The 20294-nt window shown below is 67.0% G+C and carries 16 protein-coding genes; 9 read left to right on the top strand and 7 right to left on the bottom strand.

What is annotated here, in order from left to right; genetic code table 11:
• Positions 1–15: 15 nt before the first annotated feature.
• On the bottom strand, positions 16–258 hold the full coding sequence (locus AB0L70_RS04840) for a hypothetical protein (RefSeq protein WP_363680061.1): 243 nt from the start codon (positions 256–258) through the stop codon (positions 16–18).
• 447 nt (positions 259–705) lie between these two features.
• Here AB0L70_RS04840 and AB0L70_RS04845 point away from each other — a divergent pair, with 447 nt between their 5' ends.
• Genes AB0L70_RS04845 through AB0L70_RS04855 form a run of 3 tightly spaced genes read left to right on the top strand, consistent with a single transcriptional unit; the run spans position 706 to position 3897 of the window.
• Positions 706–2790: a DNA topoisomerase IV subunit B gene (locus AB0L70_RS04845; RefSeq protein ID WP_363680062.1), complete on the top strand. Its 2085-nt coding sequence runs from the start codon at positions 706–708 to the stop codon at positions 2788–2790.
• The gene (locus AB0L70_RS04850) at positions 2790–3419 is read left to right on the top strand and encodes an HAD family hydrolase (RefSeq protein ID WP_363680064.1); all 630 of its coding nucleotides are present in this window, start codon (positions 2790–2792) and stop codon (positions 3417–3419) included. Before AB0L70_RS04845 ends, AB0L70_RS04850 begins: the two co-directional genes overlap by 1 nt.
• Positions 3420–3438: 19 nt before the next feature.
• Positions 3439–3897 carry a glyoxalase/bleomycin resistance/extradiol dioxygenase family protein gene (locus AB0L70_RS04855; protein ID WP_363680066.1) on the top strand — a complete coding sequence of 153 codons (459 nt, stop codon included), beginning with the start codon at positions 3439–3441 and terminating at the stop codon, positions 3895–3897.
• A gap of 1 nt (position 3898) precedes the next feature.
• On the opposite strand, the gene AB0L70_RS04860 is transcribed toward AB0L70_RS04855, so the two are convergent.
• Complete coding sequence (locus AB0L70_RS04860) at positions 3899–5917, bottom strand: hypothetical protein (protein ID WP_363680068.1); 2019 nt, start codon at positions 5915–5917, stop codon at positions 3899–3901.
• A gap of 153 nt (positions 5918–6070) precedes the next feature.
• Between AB0L70_RS04860 and AB0L70_RS04865 the strand changes: the two genes are divergently transcribed.
• The 6 genes from AB0L70_RS04865 (at position 6071) to AB0L70_RS04890 (ending at position 15001) form a co-directional block, all read left to right on the top strand.
• A complete protein-coding gene (locus AB0L70_RS04865) occupies positions 6071–7168 on the top strand; it encodes a LacI family DNA-binding transcriptional regulator (RefSeq protein ID WP_363680070.1) in 1098 nt (365 codons plus the stop codon).
• 109 nt (positions 7169–7277) lie between these two features.
• Positions 7278–10397, top strand: a complete 3120-nt coding sequence (locus tag AB0L70_RS04870) for an endo-1,4-beta-xylanase (protein ID WP_363680072.1) — start codon at positions 7278–7280, stop codon at positions 10395–10397.
• A 19-nt stretch (positions 10398–10416) separates the two neighbouring features.
• Positions 10417–11877 (top strand): extracellular solute-binding protein, encoded by a 1461-nt coding sequence (locus AB0L70_RS04875; RefSeq protein ID WP_363680074.1) that lies wholly within the window; start codon positions 10417–10419, stop codon positions 11875–11877.
• 5 nt (positions 11878–11882) lie between these two features.
• Complete coding sequence (locus AB0L70_RS04880; protein ID WP_363680076.1) at positions 11883–12869, top strand: sugar ABC transporter permease; 987 nt, start codon at positions 11883–11885, stop codon at positions 12867–12869.
• Complete coding sequence (locus tag AB0L70_RS04885; protein WP_363680078.1) at positions 12866–13696, top strand: carbohydrate ABC transporter permease; 831 nt, start codon at positions 12866–12868, stop codon at positions 13694–13696. The genes AB0L70_RS04880 and AB0L70_RS04885 overlap by 4 nt, the downstream gene beginning before the upstream one ends.
• Positions 13697–13705: 9 nt before the next feature.
• On the top strand, positions 13706–15001 hold the full coding sequence (locus tag AB0L70_RS04890; RefSeq protein WP_363680080.1) for a Gfo/Idh/MocA family oxidoreductase: 1296 nt from the start codon (positions 13706–13708) through the stop codon (positions 14999–15001).
• A gap of 71 nt (positions 15002–15072) precedes the next feature.
• On the opposite strand, the gene AB0L70_RS04895 is transcribed toward AB0L70_RS04890, so the two are convergent.
• From AB0L70_RS04895 to AB0L70_RS04915, 5 genes are read right to left on the bottom strand one after another with little or no spacing between them, the layout of a single operon-like run.
• A complete protein-coding gene (locus AB0L70_RS04895) occupies positions 15073–16368 on the bottom strand; it encodes a hypothetical protein (protein WP_363680082.1) in 1296 nt (431 codons plus the stop codon).
• A gap of 57 nt (positions 16369–16425) precedes the next feature.
• Entirely contained in the window at positions 16426–16923 is a 498-nt protein-coding gene (locus tag AB0L70_RS04900; RefSeq protein ID WP_363680084.1) for a carbonic anhydrase, read from the bottom strand.
• Complete coding sequence (locus tag AB0L70_RS04905) at positions 16920–17861, bottom strand: sucrase ferredoxin (RefSeq protein ID WP_363680086.1); 942 nt, start codon at positions 17859–17861, stop codon at positions 16920–16922. The genes AB0L70_RS04900 and AB0L70_RS04905 overlap by 4 nt, the downstream gene beginning before the upstream one ends.
• Positions 17862–17907: 46 nt before the next feature.
• Entirely contained in the window at positions 17908–19584 is a 1677-nt protein-coding gene (locus AB0L70_RS04910; RefSeq protein ID WP_363680088.1) for an MFS transporter, read from the bottom strand.
• Complete coding sequence (locus AB0L70_RS04915) at positions 19581–20291, bottom strand: LppX_LprAFG lipoprotein (protein WP_363680090.1); 711 nt, start codon at positions 20289–20291, stop codon at positions 19581–19583. Before AB0L70_RS04915 ends, AB0L70_RS04910 begins: the two co-directional genes overlap by 4 nt.
• Positions 20292–20294: the final 3 nt, after the last annotated feature.

A 20294-nucleotide genomic window follows, 5' to 3' on the forward strand; every position in this document is an offset into this window, starting at 1 on the left:
TAGGAAGCCAGCTCGTTACCGCTCTTCGTCCGTCGCGACGGCAGTCGCGGCGGTGGTGGAGGTGTCGAGCCGACCGGTCTCGTCATGGATCGTGATCGCGATGTTGCGCAGCTTCTCCGCGTGCTCCCGGCCGTGGTGGGCGCAGAACAGAAGCTCCCCACCGCTGGTCAAGGTGACACGGACGTAGGCCTGCGCGCCGCAGCGATCACAACGGTCCGCAGCCGACAGGGTCGAGCTCGGGGCGAGTGCTGTAGTCATTGAGGCCTCATCTCATCTAGTTCCGTACTCACCAGATAGCAACATCCTGACATGCGGATCGCTTCCCTGGATGGGCAGCGTGTCCGTATGTGAGACGAACCACCTGTTCCCGTATGACGCATTTTGACGAGGAATCGTTTCGGAAGCAGGCGAATTCTTGTTTCCGGCGGGTGTCGGGCGTGTCTACTCTCACTGTGCGCCACGACTTGGTTACTGCGCGCTGGTTTCCGGAGTGTCGTACGCCACTTCGGATCGAGTCCGGATCGATACCTGCGAGAACACCTATCTGCTGTTGTGATCTGCTGACCACCTTGTACCCACCAGCATGCCCGCACAGCCCTGCCTGCAAGGTTTTGGGGGTCGGTCCGCATAGGCTGTGAACATGCGTTCGGAACCGCGGCGGTCCCGGATGTGTGGCATGTGTTTGTGAACCAGTGAAGGAGCCCTGTGGCCGCCCCGACGCCTCGCAGTACCGAGCTCGACCCGACGTACAACGCGCGCAACCTGCTCGTCCTCGAAGGACTCGAGGCGGTCCGTAAGCGTCCTGGTATGTACATCGGGTCCACCGACAGCCGCGGCCTGATGCACTGCCTGTGGGAGATCATCGACAACGCCGTCGACGAGGCCCTGGCCGGGCACGGCGAGCGGATCGACGTGGTGCTCTACAAGGACGGCTCGGTCGAGGTGATCGACCGTGCCCGCGGCATCCCGGTCGACATCGAGCCGAAGACCAAGCTCAGCGGTGTCGAGGTCGTGTTCACCAAGCTGCACGCCGGCGGCAAGTTCGGCGGCGGGTCGTACAACGCCTCCGGCGGTCTGCACGGCGTCGGCGCTTCCGTTGTGAACGCGCTGTCCGCGCGCCTGGACGTCGAGGTCGATCGCGGTGGTGTGGTCTGGACCACGTCGTTCCGGCGTGGCGTTGCGGGCGAGTTCGACGGCGAGGGTGCGAGCGCGAGCTTCACCGCGGCGAAGGGCCTGCGCAAGGCCGGCCGCGCGAAGAAGGGCATCACCGGCACCCGGATCCGGTACTGGGCCGACCGGCAGGTCTTCACCCGCGACGCGGCCTTCAACTACGACGAGCTCGTCACCCGGGCCCGGCAGACGTCGTTCCTGGTGCCAGGGCTCGAGCTGGTGATCCGGGACGAGCGTGGCGACGAGGTCACCGAGGAGACGTTCAAGCACGACGGCGGGATCAGCGAGTTCTGCGAGTTCCTGGCCACCGACCAGAAGGTGACCGAGGTCGTCCGGCTGTCCGGAACCGGCCACTTCACCGAGACCGTGCCGATGCTCGACGACGCCGGTCACATGACGCCGACCGACGTCGAGCGCGACCTGGACGTCGACATCGCGGTCCGCTGGGGTGACGGGTACGAGACCGAGGTCCGCTCGTTCGTGAACATCGTGGCCACGCCCAAGGGCGGGACGCATGTGGCGGGCTTCGAGCGGGCGCTGTCGAAGAGTTTCACGAATGCACTTGACGGCACCCGGCTGCTGAAGAGCGGCGAGGAGATCATCAAGGACGACGTACTCGAAGGTCTGACGTCGGTGGTGACGGTTCGGCTGGCCGAGCCGCAGTTCGACGGGCAGACCAAGGAGGTGCTCGGCACGCCGGCGGCGTCGCGGATCGTCTCGAAGGTCGTGCAGAGCGAGCTGGAGGCGTTCCTCACCTCCACCAAGGCCGCGCAGAAGGCCCAGGCGCGGGCGGTGCTGGAGAAGGTCGTCGCCGCGTCACGCACGCGGGTGGCGGCCCGTCAGCATCGCGAACTGCAGCGGCGGAAGACCGCGCTGGAATCGTCGGCACTACCGGCGAAGCTGGCTGACTGCCGCAGCAACGATGTCGACCGGTCCGAGCTGTTCATCGTCGAGGGTGATTCGGCGCTCGGTACGGCGAAGCTCGCCCGCAGCTCGGAGTTCCAGGCACTGCTCCCGATCCGGGGCAAGATCCTGAACGTGCAGAAGGCGTCGGTCGGCGACATGCTGAAGAACGCCGAGTGCGCGTCGATCATCCAGGTCGTCGGAGCCGGCTCGGGCCGGACGTTCGACCTCGAGCAGGTCCGCTACGGCAAGATCATCTTCATGGCGGACGCCGACTCCGACGGTGCCCACATCCGGTGCCTGCTGGCGACGCTGTTCTTCCGGTACATGCGGCCGCTCGTCGACGCCGGTCGCGTCTACACCGCCGTACCGCCGCTGCACCGCTTCGAGTTGACGAACCCGAAGAAGGGTCAGGACAAGTACCTGTACACCTACAGCGACGCGGAGTACCAGCGGAAGACGGCCGAGCTGATGAAGAAGAACGTCCGCTGGAAAGAGCCGCCGCAGCGCTACAAGGGTCTCGGTGAGATGGACGCGGACCAGCTGGCCGAAACCACGATGGACCCGCGCCACCGGACCCTGCGCCGCATCACGGTCGACGACGGCGAGGCCGCCGCGAACGTGTTCGATCTCCTGATGGGCAACGATGTCGCGCCGCGGAAAGAATTCATTGTCCAGGGCGCGTACGACTTGGACGAGAACCGCATCGACGTCTGATGGGCCGGCTGGCCTGCTTCGATCTGGACAACACGTTGATCGATCGGGACGGGGCGTTCCTGGCGTGGACTCGGTGGTGGGTCGACCGGGCCGGTCTCGGCACCGACGCGGTCGACTGGTTGGTTGCCCACGACAACGGAGGCTTCACGCCGCGGGCTGAGTTGTTCACGCGGTTCGAGGAGCGCTTCGGTCTGGCGATCTCGGTCGACGAGTACGACCGGGAGCATCCGTCGTTCACCTGGGTCGAGCCTGCTGTCCTCGAGGGCCTGGCGTCGTTGCGTACGGCGGGCTGGCGGGTGGCCGTGATTACCAACGGCGGCGTTGTGCAGCAGAGTCGCAAGCTCGAGCACACCGGGATCGCGGCCGCGGTCGACTACTGCTGCATCTCGGAGGCAGTGGGCGTCCGGAAACCTGACCCGAGGATCTTCCAGATCGCCGCGAAGGAGACCGGCGCCTCGCTGACCAATGGGTGGATGGTCGGCGATCATCCGGCGTACGACATCGCCGGCGGAATCAACGCCGGTATGCGAACCATCCGCATCGGCCACCATCACGAGATCGCCAGCCCGGTCGCCGATCACCACTTCACGTCGGTGCTGGACGCGTTCCGCATCATCCTGGCGAGCTGATCCGGGTCCACAATGGACCATGAAGTCCTACCTGGCACCACAAGGACGAGTGCTGACGCCGTACATCTGCTGCCGGGATGCGGCCCGGGCGATCGAGTGGTATATCGACGTATTCGGTGCGCGGTTGACCTCCGAGCCGTTCATGGATCCTGACGGTCGGGTCGGGCACGCCGAACTCGAGATCGACGATGCCGTGATCATGTTGTCCGATGCCTACCCCGATCTGGTCGAAGCCCCCGCGGCCGATCGGCTTCCGACGTACGCGTTGAATCTCTATCTGCCGGACGTCGACGCGACCACCGCCGCGGCTGAGCGGGCCGGCGCGACGGTTGAGAGGCCGCCGGCTGACGCGTTCCATGGTGCGCGTTCGGCGACGGTCCTTGACCCCTTCGGTATCCGGTGGATGCTGGCGACCCAGGTCCGTGAGGTCAGTGACGAGGAGTTCGACGCGGCTCGGACGGACTTTGCGGAGGGGTGAGTCAGCGCGGGGGGACGGCGAAGGTCGATCCGGGTGGGAGTCGGCGGCCGTCGACTGTTACCTCGGGGCCGCGGATGTCGATCGTTCGGTCGCGGTAGATCAGGCCTCGGAGTTCGATCGTGCCCCCGGGGACCGGGTTGGGCTGGATGGTGAGTGAGCCGTCGGGGTGTGGGTGGATGCCGGCCAGGCCGGTGAGGATGGACTCGGCGCCGGTGAGGCCGGCGATGATGTTGATGCGGCGGCTGGTGGCGGGGGCACCGGGTTTGTCGGAGTAGTGGTCTTGCGGGAAGTACGGGTAGTGGTTGCCCATCCAGAGGTGGCGGCGGAGGACGTCCCACGCGAGTGCGGGCTCGCCGTGTTGCCAGAGGGTGAGAGCCAGTTGCGGGCCTTCGCCGGTGTAGGCGCCACCTCCGGACCAGTCGATGTCAGCGGTCTCGTAGTGGAGTTCGTCCTCGGCGCCGACACTGCTGACGCCGTACTCGCCGAGGAATGCACCGGGACGCACATGCTCGAGCAGAGTGGCGGCGACGTCCGGCGGGCAGGCACCGGATCGCAGTACGTCGAAGGCTTGGATCGAGTAGGCCAGCTCGGTATGCCCATCCGGGTAGCGACTGCGGAACCAGCCCGCGGCGGGATCCCAGAGTTGCCGGATGACCTCCGTGCGGATCTGTTGTGCCGACGTCCGGAGTTCGGCGGCCGGTAGCGCGGCACCGGTCAGATCCGAGAGTTCGGCCAGGGCGTCGAGCGCCCACGCGCGTTCGGCGTTCGGACTCGCCACCACGTGTTCCCACCCGGCTCCGCGCATCTCCAGCAGATTGCTCTGGTCGCCGTAGTCACGCAGTACGCCGGTCTGGTCATCCGGCTGGAACCGCTTGTCCAGCGCGATCAGTACGTCGTACAACCGGGCGATCAGCGTGGGATCGAGTCGGTGTTCTGCCGCGGCGGCTCGGGTGAGGGCGACGAGGGACCAGCCGCTGTACGCATAGGCGACCCCGAGCCCGGTGCCATCGGGCGCGATCGCGTAGCGGTCGGTGAGGTCGGCGTCGAGCAGCGACTCGATGATGTCCTGAACGCTGTCCCCGAGCATGAGGCTGAGCAGGTTGGGCGCGTAGCCGCCGATGTCCCACGCATAGGCGCACAGCGCACCGCCGTCCAGGCCTGAGGTCGCGATGAACGGCGTGGTGACGAAGTCCGGGTGATCCCACCAGCACACCAGTCCGCTGGCCAGGGATCGGCGGTAGTACTGCTCGAGCCCCGGGATGTCCGACGTCAGAGTGGGAACGCGACCTAGTGCCTGGGTGATGCGCTGTTTCCACGGAGACGTCAGGTCGGTGGACTGCAGGCCGATGCTGAACGTTGCCGTGCCGTGTGGCCCGAGCGTCGCGGACAGGCCGTTGTGCACCAGCGTGATCGGTTCTCCGCTGCCTGCACCGGGCGGCACCCAGCCCCAGTTGGAGAGTGGGACCTGGCTTTGCCGTCCGGTGAGTTCGGGGCGAACCGTCAGGTAGTGGGTCTGCTCCGAGCGATTGCGAATCGCGAGGGTGAGCACGAAGCCGGGGGAGCCGTGATGCGGGACGAGGGTGGACTCGACCGAGAACGAGGTCAGGCGGCCGGCGTCGTACTGGTGGTAGGTGCCGTGCCGGACGAGTCGATCGGGTCGCCAGGTGCCGCCGGCCGGGAGCAGCCCGCGATTGCCGGCACCGGGTCGTGCCTCGTCAACCACTCGGCGTCCGTCCACGTCGAACGAGATCGTCAGCCGGCTGTCAGGGGCAGCGAGCGGGGGAGCGAACCACCCGCCGACACCGCAGACCGTGCCGGTCAGCTGGGTGACGGTCCCTGTCCCGCTACCGACCCAGATCTCGGCCGGTGGCACGGCACGACGCAGGTCGAAGGCGAAGTCGTCGAGGGCGTACGGCGGCATGGGCGGCCTTCCGTGGAGAGCGGTCAGGCGTGCGGTGAGCGTGACGTGCCGGACCGGTCCCGGCAGGTGATCCCGGCCTGCGTAGGACCGGTCCAACACGATGCGCCGATCGTGGCACGAACTCGACCGCGGGCGCAATGGTTCGACGGGAAAGCGATTGCGGATGGGGTGTTGACGGCGTACTGCCGCGCTGTTACGTTCCGGTGCACAGCCGTTGGACCAGTCCAACGGACCCGATCAAAGGACCTGCCGATGGCGAAGCTGACGATTCGTGACATCGCCGCGCTGTCCGGTCTGTCCAAGTCCACCGTCTCGCTGGTGCTGAACAACAGCCCGAAGGTCGACCCGGCCACCCGGCGGCACGTCCTCGCGGTGATGCGCCGGCATCGGTACGTGCCGAGCTTCGCCGCGACCGCGTTGGCCAAGGGGAGCACCCGGCTGATCGGGATGGTCGTGCCCGGCCTGTCCTGGCACATGGTTGCCTCGATCAACATCGGGGTAGCTGCCGTGACCGAGCGGAGCGGGTTCGACATCATCCTGTACACCGCTACCAACGACCGCGACTACGGTTCGCTGATCGACCGGATCCTGACCTCGAGCATGGCATCCGGCCTGCTGGTGGTCAGCCACGACCAGCCGCTCGAACCACTCGTCCAGTTGCACGAGGACGGTCTGCCGGTCGTCCTGGTGAACACCATCGACGCCGACGTGGCACTGCCGTCCGTCACCGCGGACAACTACGACGGTGGCCTGACGGCGATGGACCATCTTCTGCAGTTGGGGCACGAGCGAATCGCTTGTGTGCAAGGCCTGATGCGGTACCGGTGCTGCCAGGACCGCTACCGCGCGTACCTGGACGCACTGCGGGGAGCGGGCATCCAGCCCGACCCGGAGCTGACCAAGCCGGGTGACTTCCTGCCCGACCAGATCCGGTCCCGATCCCGTGAACTGTTCGCGCTCCCGCCCGACCAGCGGCCCACCGCGGTCTTCGCCCACTCGGACGTGACGGCGTACGCCGTGATGACCGCGGCGGCCGAGGCCGGGCTGCGGGTGCCGGAAGACGTGTCGGTGATCGGGTTCGACGACATCGAGTCGGCGGCCCAGATCCGGCCGCCCCTGACCACCATCCAGCAACCGTTCGTCGACATGGGTAAGCGCGCCGCCGAGCTGCTGCTGTCCCAGATCGGTCCCAACGACGACGAAGCAGAGCCCGCACCGGACGTTGCGGCCGAGCCATCGGCCGACCTGCCACGTCTGGTGATGCCGACCAGTTTGATCGTCCGGGCGAGTTGCGGGCCGGCGCCCGTGACCCGGTCCCCGCGCGGACGCTCGCAGACCGCCAAGGCCTGATCCCACGGATCGAGGTCCCGCCCGACCACCGACACAGCAGCATCCTGATGACCCACGGGCCTCCGGCCGGCGGGTGATGCGGTGCTGCGCGCTCCCGGAAGGATCCGGAGTGATCAGAAAACTGGCCACCGGTGCGGCGCTTGCCCTTCTCGCCGCGGTTGCGATCCAGTCCACCGCCCAGTCCACCGCCCATGCCGACGCGACACCGTTCGAGGTGCTGCCGGCCGATCCCGTTGCCCAGTTCAACGAGTTCAAGAGCCTGCCCGCCGATGCGACGCAGCAGGTCCCGATCACCGGGAACCCAAACTTCAGCAAGGCCCTTCAGATCACCGTCCCGAACGCGCCGCAGAGCCCTGGCCTGGACGGTGAGTACGAGATCAGCCTCGGCGTGCCGACCGCGGCGACTGTGACCGAAGGCGATGCGCTCGTCGCGACGGTGTGGGCGCGCTCGATCGAGCCCACGCCGGGTGCCACGACCGGCAATGCCCATGTGGTCTTCGAGACGGACGGTTCGCCGTACAAGAAGTCGCTCAACGCTGCCTTGCTGTACGGGACCGAGTGGAAGAAGTTCGAGTTCCCGTTCCGCGCGGCCGTCACGTACACCGCGGGAACCACGACCGCCGCGCACCTGAACCTCTGGCTCGGGTACGGCACGCAGAAGTTCCAGATCGCCGGAGTCTCGGTCAAGGACTGGGGACCGGGCACACCGGCCGGCTACCCACAGGTGACGTACGACGGCCGGGATGCGAACGCAGCCTGGCGTACGGCGGCCAACGCCCGGATCGACCAGTACCGCAAGGGAAACCTCGCCGTGTCGGTCGTAGATCCGGCCGGCCATCCGGTCAGTGGTGCGACCGTGTCCGCCGTACAGCAGACGAGCGAGTTCAAGTTCGGCGCTGCCTCCGACGGGGCTCGGCTGATCGGGGATCCGTCCAGCGGAATCAGTGCGAGTGACCTCCAGCAGTACCAGAGTAAAGCCTCGACGCTCTTCAACCAGGGTGCCCTCGGCAACAACCTGAAGTGGAACCACTGGGAGAACCAGACCGAGCGCGACACGATCACGCTGCCGTCGCTGCAGTGGATGCGCGAGCACGGGCTCCGGATCCGCGGTCACAACCTGATCTGGCCGTCGTGGGGTCTGATGCAGCCGGATGTCGTGAACCTGCAGAGCGACCCGGCCGCTCTGCGGGCGCGCATCAACACCCACATCACCGACGAGGCGAGCTCGCTGGCCGGCATCGTCGACGAGTGGGACGTGGTGAACGAGCCGTACTCCGAGCACAACGTCCAGGACATCCTCGGGCCGAACGAGATCGCGAACTGGTTCCGGCTCGCTCACCAGGCCGACCCGAACGCCAAACTTGCCTTGAACGACTACGGATTGGTGGAGAACAACGGCTGGGAGAAGCGCCACCGCGACCACGTCTACGACATCGTCCAGTCGCTGAAGTCGTCCGGCGCACCGATCGACCTGGTCGGCTTCGAGAGCCACTTCAACGGGCTGCAGCTGACCTCGCCGGACGACCTGATGACGATCGTCGACCAGTTCGCCGGGCTCGGGGTCAAGGTCGCGGTCACCGAGTTCGACGTGGATACCGACGACCTGCAGTTGCAGGCGGACTACACCCGCGACTTCATGACCGCGATGTTCTCGAACCCGAACGTCAACCAGATCAGCAACTTCGGCATCTGGGCGAACAACATCTACAACCCGCGGGTCGCGCTGTACAACGCGGACTGGTCGCCGAAGCCGAACACCCTGGTCTGGGAAGACCTGATCAAGCGCCAGTGGCACACCAGCGTCGCCGGCCAGACCGCAGCCGCCGGGACGTTCGGTACGCGCGGCTTCCTCGGCGACTACCTGGTCACGGTGACCGTCAACGGCGTCTCGAAGCAGGTCAAGGTTTCGATGCCCACCACGGCCGGTGCCTCGGTCAAGGTGATTGCCGACGGCATCGCCACCACGGTCCGGACCGATCCACCGAACCCGATCGGCGACGGCGACTTCGAGAGCGGTGCCCGCGGGTGGACCCCGCTCGGTACCGGCCCGGCTACCGCGGCGAACGCGCACAGCGGCCACGCCGCACTGTCGCTCAGCCCGGGTTCCGGCGTCACCCAGAACGTCACCGGTCTCACTCCGGGCACGAGCTACCTGTTGTCCGGATGGGGCCGGCTGAACGCTGCCGGCACTCAGTGCTACGTCGGCGTCCGTGGTGGCGCATCCGCCGGCGCGCCGACCTTCCAGTACCAGCTCAGCTACGCCGATGAACGCACGTACACCCAGAAGCTGGCCGCGTTCACGCCACCGACTGGGACCAAATGGGTCCAGGTGTTCGCCTGGTCCAATCCCAGTACGTCGTCACCGGAGTGCACGCTCGACGATCTAGCCATCACGCCGACGGATGGGACGCCACCACCGGCGCAGGGTCCGCCAACGGTATCGCCGTACCTGCCGACGCCTTCTGTGCTCGGGAACGGGACGTTGGAGAACCAGTCGAACACGACAGGCTGGTACTGCCTGGGGACCTGCACGTTGAAGAACGCGTCGACGACTCCGCACACCGGTAGCGGCGACCTGTCGGTGACCGGGCGTGCGGCCGCCTGGGCCGGTCCGGCGCAGGGAGTGTCGATTGCGAACGGCGGGCTCTACGACTCGTCCGCCTGGGTGCGACTGGCAAGCGGCTCGGACACCGCGATGGTGAGTCTGAAGCTGACCACCTCGACCGGATCAACGACGATCCGGCTCGGATCCGCACCGGTCAGCAGCACGGGCTGGACCCGCATCTCGGCCGCCAACACAGAGGTGTCCTGGACCGGCACGCTGACCAAGGCCGAGTGGTGGATCAGTACGTCGACCGGCACCGGCGACCTGCTCGTCGACGACGCCTCGTTCGCGCCGATGGCCAAGACCGTTGCCGGTGGCACCGGTCCGGCGGAGACCGCGTTCAACCCGGTGCAGCCGACGGCGGCCTGCGTCGTACGCAACTCCGTGGACAACACCTACACGGCGTACTTCGGTTACACGAACGCGAACAACTACTACGTCCCGGTCCCGGTCGGTGCTGACAACGCGTTCAGTCCCGGACCGATCGACCGCGGCCAGCCCACGTCGTTCCTGCCGTTCCAACGGCCGCGCCGGGTCGCGGTGACCTGGGACGGCAGCCCGCTCACCTGGCGGCTGGGTTCCCTGACCCAGACCGCATCGTCGGCAACGCCGGCCTGCACCTAGATCACTGGAGGCAACACCCATGTCATCACCCATCTCCCGACGGACAGTGCTCCGGGGTGCGGCGGCACTGGCCGGCGCCGGCGCGCTCGCCGGATGCTCCTCGGACGGCGACGCCGAGGGGTCCAAGGCCAAGACCACGATCACCTACTGGGACTGGTACGCCAGCCAGGCCGGCTGGGTGGACAACGAGATCAAGCTGTTCCAGCAGGCCAATCCGGGCGTGCTGGTCAAGAAGACCACGCAGGTCAGCGACAAGTACGCCGACCTGGTCTCGCTGGCGTACCGGAGCAACAACGCACCGGACATCCTGATGGTGCCGAAGAGCCCGCAGCTCAGCCAGCAGGTGTCGCAGGACTGGCTGATGCCGGTCGACAAGTGGGCAACCACGTCGTGGCAGTCCCGCTTCCCGTCGGGCAGCTTCGTCGAAGGCGTGGACGTGTTCGACGGGAAGGTCTACACCGCGCCGTTCGCTGCCCCGGCACCCTCGCTGCAGCTCTACATCCACCACGGCGTGTTCAAGGACGCGGGCGTGACCAATGCCGACGGGAGTGTGAAGCTGCCGAAGACATGGGACGACGTGAGTGCCGCTGCCGATGCGATCGCGTCGAAGAGCGGTGGCAAGGTCTCGCCGTTCGGGTTCGGCAACTCGACGAACACGACCCTGGCCTGGTGGCTGGATCTGTTCGTCCGCGGCGCGGGGTCGCCGGGTGGCGCTGCCGTCGGCGGCATCGACGGGATGGACTACCGCGTCGGCAAGTGGACGTTCGGCACCGACCGCAACTACCTCGACGTGATCAACCTGCTGCTGGAGTGGAAGAACAAGAACTGGTTCTACCCGAACTCGATGAGCATCTCCGACGAGCAGGCGCGCGCGTTCTTCGAGCGCGGCCGGTTCGGGATGACGGTCGGGGGAGTGTGGAACCAGCCGGAGTGGACCAAGCACAAGTTCACCGACTACAGCCTGGTCACTCTGCCCGCTCCGAGCGGTGAGCCGAAGGCGCTGTTCTACGGACCGCCCGGCGGCAAGTTCGTGGCAGTGTCGTCGAAGACTCCGCACGCCGACGAGGCGTGGGCCTGGTTCGACTGGCTGTACAGCGCGGATGCGGGGAAGCGCTGGGTCGAGCAGGGCCAGGGCCTGTCGGTCTACGCGAAGAACAACGACCCGAAGGGCGTGACCTTCGCGCCGTTCTCGCAGTACGTCGGCCTGTCCGGGACGGCCGTCGTCGGTCCGCAGCCGACGATCCGGAACCCGAAGCTGACCAAGCTCGAGCTGCCCGCGGTCAAGCCCGACATCAACGATGTACTGGCGGGTGTCTACACGGGCCAGATCAAGGACGCGCAAGGCGCTCTGACCGAGCTGACGGACAAGATGAACCAGGCACTGTCAACCGCAGTGGCGAAGACCGGCGCCGGTCTGAAGGACTTTGCCTTCCCGGACTGGGATCTGACCAAGCCCTACACGACGAAGCCGGGCGCCTGATGGTGATGACCACCACTGTGCGGGAGGAGGTCTCGACTGCCGGGCCGCCTCCCGCGGTGGCCCGGCGCCGGGCACGTCGCCGTACGTATCTGTGGTCGTATGTCTACCTGGCACCGATGATGGTGCTGCTGTTGGTGTTCGTGGTCTACCCGATCATCGCGTCGCTCGGCTACACGTTCTACAAGTGGGACGGGATCGGCGACCCGTCGGACTTCGTCGGGCTGGACAACTTCCGCCAGATCGTCCACGACAGCATCTTCTGGCGATCCCTCGGACACACCTTCGTGTACGCCGCTTTCGTCGTACCGATCCAGCTCGTACTGGCGTTGGCCCTGGCGCTCGTGCTGAACAACAAGAAGCTCCGGTTCGCGTCGTTCTACCGGACGTTGTTCTTCCTGCCGGTGGTGACGTCGGCCGCGGTGATCGGGGTCGTGATCCAACTGCTGGTGTCGAACTTCGGTGACTCGATCAACGACCTGTTGCTGAAGCTGCACGTCATTCACCAGCACGTCGACTGGCTGGGGGATCCGCACTTCGCGCTGGCGATCATCATCCTGGTCGGGATCTGGCACACGTTCGGCTACAACCTGGTCTACTTCCTGGCCGGCCTGCAGACGATCCCGGACGAGCTCTACGAGGCTGCCCGGCTGGACGGGGCCGGCCGGTTCGCGACGTTCCGGTACATCACGATCCCGATGCTGCGCGCGGTCGGCGTGGTGATCGTGATCCTCGCGGTGATCGGGACGTTCCAGATCTTCGACCTGGTCCAGGTGCTCACCAGCGGCGGTCCGTACTTCGCGACCGAGGTCGTGAACACCTACATCTACCACCTGGCCTTCGGTGGCAGTAATGCGAACGCGGTGCAGCCGGACATCGGTCTGGCCTCGGCCGCGTCGTTCATCTACGGCGTCCTGCTGATCGCGTTCTCCGTGGTGCAGGTCGTCGTACTGCGCTCGCTCGCGAAGCGGCGGGGGACAGGGGGACTGGCATGACTCGACGCCGTGTGGTGACCGTGATGACGCATGTCGCCTTGCTGGTCAGCGGTTTGGCGTGGTTGTACCCGCTGTTCTGGGCGCTGGGGAGCTCGCTGAAGAGTGACGACGACTTCTTCACCGACGGGCTCAATCCGATGCCGTCGCACTTCCTCTGGGCGAACTACCTGAACGCCTGGCAGGAGGCCTCGTTCGGCCGGTACTTCATGAACACAATTCTGATCACCTTAGGCACAGTGGTGATCACTTTAGTAGTCACGTCCTGCGCGGGATACGTACTTGCCCGCACACGCTTCCCGGGCCGCGGATTCTGCCTCGGACTGGTGTCTGCGACGCTGTTCCTGCCGCACGGCTACACGATCATTCCGGTGTTCGACCTGATGCAGCGCCTGCAGCTGCTGAACAGCCTGTGGTCGGTGATCATCGTGCAGGCGTCCGGCGGCGTGGTCTTCGGGACGTTCCTGTTCATGGGCTACTTCATGGCCATCGACCGTGAGCTCGAGGACGCAGCCCAGGTGGATGGTGCGAATTTCCACCAGACGTTCGCCCGGATCATGCTCCCGCTGTCCGGCCCGATGCTGGCCACGGTTGGCTTGTTCACCGCGATCACGGCCTGGAACAGCTTCTTCATCCCGCTCGTGTTCACGCTCGGCCGGCCTGAGCTGCGCACGCTCGCGATCGGCATGTACGCGTTCATCGGCGAGAACTCGACCGAGTGGACGCTGCTGTGCGCCGGCACCGTGATCACGCTCGCGCCGATCATCCTGCTCTTCGTGCTGCTGCAGCGCTTCTTCGTCAACGGCCTGGCCGGCGCGGTCAAACAATAGGAGGTCTGAATGCCTGTGCGGACGGCAATCGTCGGAACCGGGAACCGCGCGCAGCTCTTCACCGAAGGTCTGGCCAAGCGGGACGAGTACGACGTGGTCGCGTTGTGCGACCCGAACTCGGTCCGGATGGCCTTTCACAACCGCATGCTGCTCGCGGCAGGTCGTCGTACGGCGCATCAATGGCCGCCGGCCCGGTTCGACGAGATGCTGCGGGTCGAGCGGATCGACCTGCTCGTGGTGACGAGCGTCGACGCGACCCACGACCGGTACATCGAGGCCGCGTTGCGGGCCGGCGTACGCGTGATCAGCGAGAAGCCGATGACGACCGATGCCACCAAGGCGCAGAGCATCCTCGACACCGTGCGGGAGACGGGTGGGTCGTTGTCGGTCGCGTACAACTACCGTTTCAATCCGGTGCATCGGCGGGTGCGGGAGTTGCTGGCCGAGGGTGCGATCGGGGACGTGCATTCGGTCCACTTCGAGTGGATGCTCGACGTCTCGCACGGGGCGGACTACTTCCGCCGATGGCATCGCGACAAGGCGAACTCGGGCGGCCTGATGGTGCACAAGGCCAGTCACCATTTCGACCTGGTCAACTGGTGGCTCGGCGCCGAACCACGGACCGTCTATGCCCGAGGTCAGCTGGCGTTCTACGGGCCGGGGCACGAGCACGGGTACGCGCGGGACTACGAGCGGGCGAACGGATCACCTGAGGCGCTGGATGATCCGTTCGCGCTCCAGTTGGCCGACAACGCGACGTTGCGCGAGCTCTATCTGGATGCGGAGGGGGAGGACGCGTACTACCGGGATCGCAACGTGTTCGCGCCTGGTGTGACGATCGAGGACGACATGGCGGTGCTGGTGTCGTACGACTCCGGCGCGACGATGAGCTATCACTTGACCGCGTATTCGCCGGCTGAGGGGTACCGCGTGATGTTCAACGGCTCGCGCGGCCGGCTGGAGCTGAATGTCGAAGAGTCGACATGGACGCAGCCACATCTGCGGGTCGAGTCCGCCAAGGGAGCCGTCCACGGTGACCTGGCGGCGCCGATGGCGGGACGTACGAGCATCACCCTCAGGCCGCTGTGGTCGCCGCCGGTCGACCACACCGTCGACCACGATCACGCGGGTCATGGCGGTGCGGACGCGCGGGTACTCGCGGCCTTGCTGGACGACTCGCGGACCGAGGGCGCCGAGATCGCGGATGCTCGACAGGCCGCGCTGGCGTTGGTGACGGGGTTGGCCGCGAACCGGTCCTTGGAGACGGGACAGCCTGTGCAGACTGCCGACGTACTGAAGATTTAACTGGACATCGCCACGCTCGGAGTGACCAGAATACTGATCACACTGAGCGGGGCAATGATCAGTATTCTGTACTAGCCGAGGGCTGCCCGGAGGACCGCGTGGGCGCCGGTGACGATGGCCTCGCGGTTGGCTTCGTAGGTCGGATCGGTGATCTCGGTCTTGTTGGCAGGATCGAAGGAGAGCACCGGGACGTGTAAGTGACCGGCCGGCATGGACGGGTCCAGCAGGTCGCGCTGCAAGGTGTTGCGGTAGGCAACTTCGTTGGAAAGGTAGCCGCCGCCGGTGCCCTCGGAGGCGATCGAGCCGGGCGTCGGGCCGTTGGGCTGCCGGACCGGCTCGGTCTGGCCGGCCGGGATCTCCAGGACCGAGGTGTTCACCCGCGTCCGGAACGGCGTGACGTCGGCCTGGGCCATCCGCGCCAGTGGCAGGCTCGACGTGATCCACTCGGGTCCCGGCGGCATGCTGGGGGAGACGACCGGAGCAGCGATGGTGCCGCCACCCCAGAGGTTGTTGTTGTCACCGATCGAGCTGACCGAACGACGCCGGCCGTTGAATACCTCGAGATCGAAGATCCCCACCCGGCCCTGACTCGCGGTCATGACGAGGTCGGCGCGTTGTGGACCGCGACGGTAGTGCGGGGCGAGCGCGTGCTCGACCATGTTCTCGTCGAAGTCCGTGTACCGGACCGGGAACATGACGGTCTGGACCTCGTACGTCTTGCCCTTGATCGTCCAGCGCTGCCCGTCGAGCGTGAGCGCGTTCGCCCCGGACGGGTTGCCGATCCGGATGTCGGCGTCCAGCGTGAACGGGTCGAAGCCCGTGACCAGGATCTTCTGTACGCCGGGACTGAAGCGATTGCTCGTGATTCCGCGGGACGTGTATTCGAGGGACCGGATCAGGTCTGCGCGTTCCGTCGTACCGAGGCCGAAGCGGGGATGCCATTGCCTGAGGGCGAGGGCCATGGAGAGGCGGGCCCAGTACAGGCCGCGGTCGTCGGTGGCGGGGAGGGCGTCGGGTCCGTGTGGTTGGTGCTGGGCGCGGTACGTCGCCGTACGCCAGAGGGTCTCGCCCTGGGTGTGGACGAGGGCTGCCGCGGCTCGCCGGTTCGGGACCGAGCAGAGTAGGCGGCTGAAGACGGCGACCTGACGGTCGAAGCCGGAGCGGCGGAGGATCTCGGCCGGGACCGACGGACCGTCGGCGATGCCGTTGTCGAGGCGTTGCTCCTCGACCGTCCCGTTGACGGACTGGTCAAGACATCCCGTGGCTGCCGGTACTGCGTGCACCGTCGGAGCACCGGACAGCACAGCCGTCAGCGCAAGCGCACCGAACAGCAGCGACCGAGGAAATGAGCTGGGGCGGAGTCTCATACCGGCTGTCTACCAGATCAACGCACTCCCTCAAAGGGGCGATCAGGCAGGGGAGTGTCAGTCGATCTGGGTGAGGTGGCCGGTGTCGACGTCGTACATGAAGCCGCCGACGAGGATGTCGTTGCCGATCAGCGGGTGTTCGCGGACGGCGGCGACGTCGCGGCGCAAGGCCTCGAGTTGGTCGGGGATGACCGGGATCGGCAGGTAGCCGGCCGGCTTGCCCGCGGCGAGCTCGACCTTGGCGCGCAGGTCGTCCTCGGACATGGCCGCCATCGCGCAGCGGGTGTGCGGGATGATCATGATCCGGCGGACGCCGAGCAGTTGGACACCCAGCACCAGGCCGGTCATCGTCACCTCGGTGACACGGCCACCGGCGCTGCGCAGCACCTTCGCGTCACCCGGCTTCAGCCCGAGCATCTCCAGCGGCGGGATCCGTGAGTCCATACAGGTGACCACGCCGACGCCGGCGTGCGCGATCCCGTCGAATCCCCCGTACGAGAAGTCGGCGGCGTACTCGGCGTTCGCGGCGAGCAGGTCCTCGAAACCGGTGGTCATCGCAGGTCACCCACCTGAGGGGCTCCGGCTTGCAGGATCGACATGGCGAAGGGCTCCTTTCCGCAGGAATCCGGACGTGGTGGATTGGCCACCGCGGTGGTGACGGGCACGGTCCAGGCCCGGCCGTCGAGATGCCGTACGGCGACGGCTTCGGAATCTTCGCCCGCGACGGTGAGGGCATCCAGGTCAAGCTCGCCGATCAGACGGCGTACGGCGACCTCCGCGACCTGACCCCGTTTGGTCCAGGTCGACCGGCCGCGCAGCCCGGTCAGCGCGATCTCACCACGACCGGCTGCTTCGAGGATGGTCGCGGCGGCCTCGACAGTGAGGTGGCCGTGCATGGTGCCGGCCGGGAGGAAGGTCGCGGTCGGGGCGAACCGATGGCCACCGAGGTGAGTTGCCTCCCAGACCCGGCCGGGAGCAATCTTCGCCAGGCCCGTGACGAGCGGACGTCCGAGCAGTGCGCAGCAGCCGTCTCGCTTGCCGTTCGTGCAGACGAGCACCATTGGCCCGTCGACCGGAGCCAGGTCGGGCAGGGATGCGATCACGGCTGCCTGGTCACCGCGACTGACTGCCTCGAGGTCGAGAACCTCCAGCTCGGTGGGATCGGCGACCGTGCCGCCGAGCAGCCAGGTCCGGCCCGGTGTAGTGGAGGCAACGAACACCCGGTGCGTGCGCATCGGCGGCTCGGAGTGGCGACCGGGGGCGCGGATCAGCCCGAAGCGGACGTCGACCTTCTTGCACGCATCGTCGAACGCACCACCGAAGACCGGATCCAGATGACTCTCGGTCGCTGCCTTAGCTCCCCACGGACCGGGCTGCTCCACGACGACCCAGCCGACGGCGACGACCGCTGTGCCGGCCAGCGGCTCGTGCAGCTCCCGGCAGAACGTCGAGCACAGGCCTGGCCGGCCGGTGGCATCGGGTCGTGGGGTCACAAGATCAAGGTACGCGAGGTGAGACGGCTGTCCCTCATGATGATCATCAGGTGTGCACAACGCCACGTCGACCGAGCAGCAGAACGGCCAGAACAGCGGCCGCGAGAGCGCAGACGGCCGCTCCGGCGAAGATTGCGTGAACTTGTGAAATGGCGGCGTCGCGGAGCGCGTCGATGTACGGGCGGCAGTTGCCGGGGGAGGACGGGCACAGCTCGTTCGGCGACCGGACGTCCTCGGCGATCGCGAAGTACCGCCGGAGTCCGATGGCGGTGAGCGCGGATACGCCGACGAGCATGCCGACCATCCGCGCGACCACGACCAGTGCGCTGACCAGGCCGTGGCTGTCCGCGGGCGTGGCGCCGAGCATGGCGGTGTTGACCGGCGACAGGGCCAGGCCGAAGCCGAAGCCGCAGAGCAGGAGTACGACGGTGGCCGGCCAGTGGTCCAGCGCCGTACGACTCCAGAACGCCATCACCAGGAACATTGCCCCGGACAACGCCAGCCCGGCACCCGTGATCAGGCCGAGCCCGTAGCGCCGGGTCAGCCAGCCGCCGACGACCGCACCGACCGGCAGGGCGATCAGGAAGCGCAGCAGGACCAGCGCCGCAGCCAACTGGCCCCCACCCTGGGTCGTGCGGGCAAATACCGGTACGTCGACCAGCGCAGCGATCAATGCACAGCCGACCAGGAAGCTGACGAGCAGCGATCCCCAAGCCGGTCGGGCGCCCAGGAGACCGTGCGGCACGATCGCTCGCGCCGTACGGCGTTGCCAGACCGCGAACGCGATCCCGAACACAGCGGCCGCGACCAGCAACCACGGACCGGCCGGAGACATCAGCTCACGCTCGGGATCAGCGGTGGCAAACGCCAGTACGACGCCTGCCAACGCCAACGCGAGTAGCAGAGCCCCGAGCAGATCGATCTGGGCCAGCAGCCGCGGCAACTGCCCGCGAGTCCGCCACAAGACGAGACCGAGCCAGACCAGCGCCAGTACGAGTGTGGCGACGCCGATCGGAGTGAGCAGTCGGGAAGTCCCGGTGAACGGCACGAACGGCAACCCGAGCGTGACGCCGGTGGCCAATCGCTCAGGCGCCGTCAGCGTCAGCCCCAACAGAACGCAGGCGAGCACTCCGACTGCCGCAGACACAGGTGGACGCTTGAGCCCCCGCAAGAGCAGTGCCAGTACGACGGCGACGGCCAGGTTGAGCCAGAAGATGTAGCGCCAGTCCGCGATCGCGAGTACGGCGGCACCCAACAGCGGACCCAGAACAGACCCGAGCTCCTGCACCGCGCCCACTACACCCAGCGGGAGCCCGCGCCGATCAGCGGGCCAGAGGTCGGCCACCAGAGCGAGCGTCGCCGGGATCAGCCCACCGCCGCCGACGCCCTGAAGAAACCGACCGGTTACCACCAGCGGCAGGTCGTAGGCCCCGGCCGTGATCAGCGACCCGACCGCGAACAGCGCCAACGCTCCGACCAGTACCGGCGTACGTCCGACCACGTCCGCGATCCGTCCGATCAGCGGCAGTACGGCGATGTATCCCAACAGGAACCCGGAGATGATCGGCGCGGCCCGCTGCAGTTCGTCGGCCGACAGCCCGACCCCGGACATCATGTCCGGCAGCGCGAGGACGACGACGTACGTGTCCGCGGCTGCGAGGGCGACCGCGATCGAGGCGAGGGTGAGCCGGGTCCGGGGGCTGCTCGCCGGGTCCGCGCTCACGGCTTGGTGATCTCGACCTTCTCGCCGTACTTGTCGAGGGTGATGTCGTAGCTGCTGGTGGCGCCGGCGTAGAACGGGCCGGTGATGGTGGCGGACACCAGTTGTTTCGTGTCCTTGTTGAGCTTGAACGACGAGGGGAAGTCCTTGTCGGCAGGCGCCTTCGGGAAGATGCCCTGCAGCGACTTGCCCTGGACCGAGCCGGTGATCTCGGTGAGAACCTTCGCGCCTTCGCGCGTCTCACCCTTCACCTTCGGATCCTTCAGCGTCGGCAGGACCGCAGTGACGCCCTTCTCGGGGTCGAGCAGGACGGCCGGGTCGGGCGCGCCGAGACCAGCCAGCTGGGACGGCGACAGCTCGATGAAGGCCGGTGCAAAGGACAGCTTCGCGTAGACCTTGCTCCCGACCGCCACCACCTCGGCGTCGATCGGCGCACCGGCCGCGCGCACGGTCAGCTTGCCCTTGAACGCGGGCGCGTGCGTCGCGACGCCGTCGCCACTCGCGAGCGTCTGCGCGTTGTCCGGCAGATCCCGCCCGGCCAGCACGATGTGCACGCTGGCCGCTTCGTCGATCGCCTTCTTCGCGTCGGTGAGCAGCGCGACGGCGTTGTCACCGGTCTGACCGTCGCCGCCCCCGGAGTCCTTCTTCTTGTCGCTGCAACCCGCCAGCGCCACCACAAGGACCGCGCTGAGCGCGAGCAGTCTCTTCACGGG

This window comes from Kribbella sp. NPDC051952, assembly GCF_040680855.1.
In the GTDB taxonomy this organism is placed as follows: Bacteria; Actinomycetota; Actinomycetes; order Propionibacteriales; family Kribbellaceae; genus Kribbella.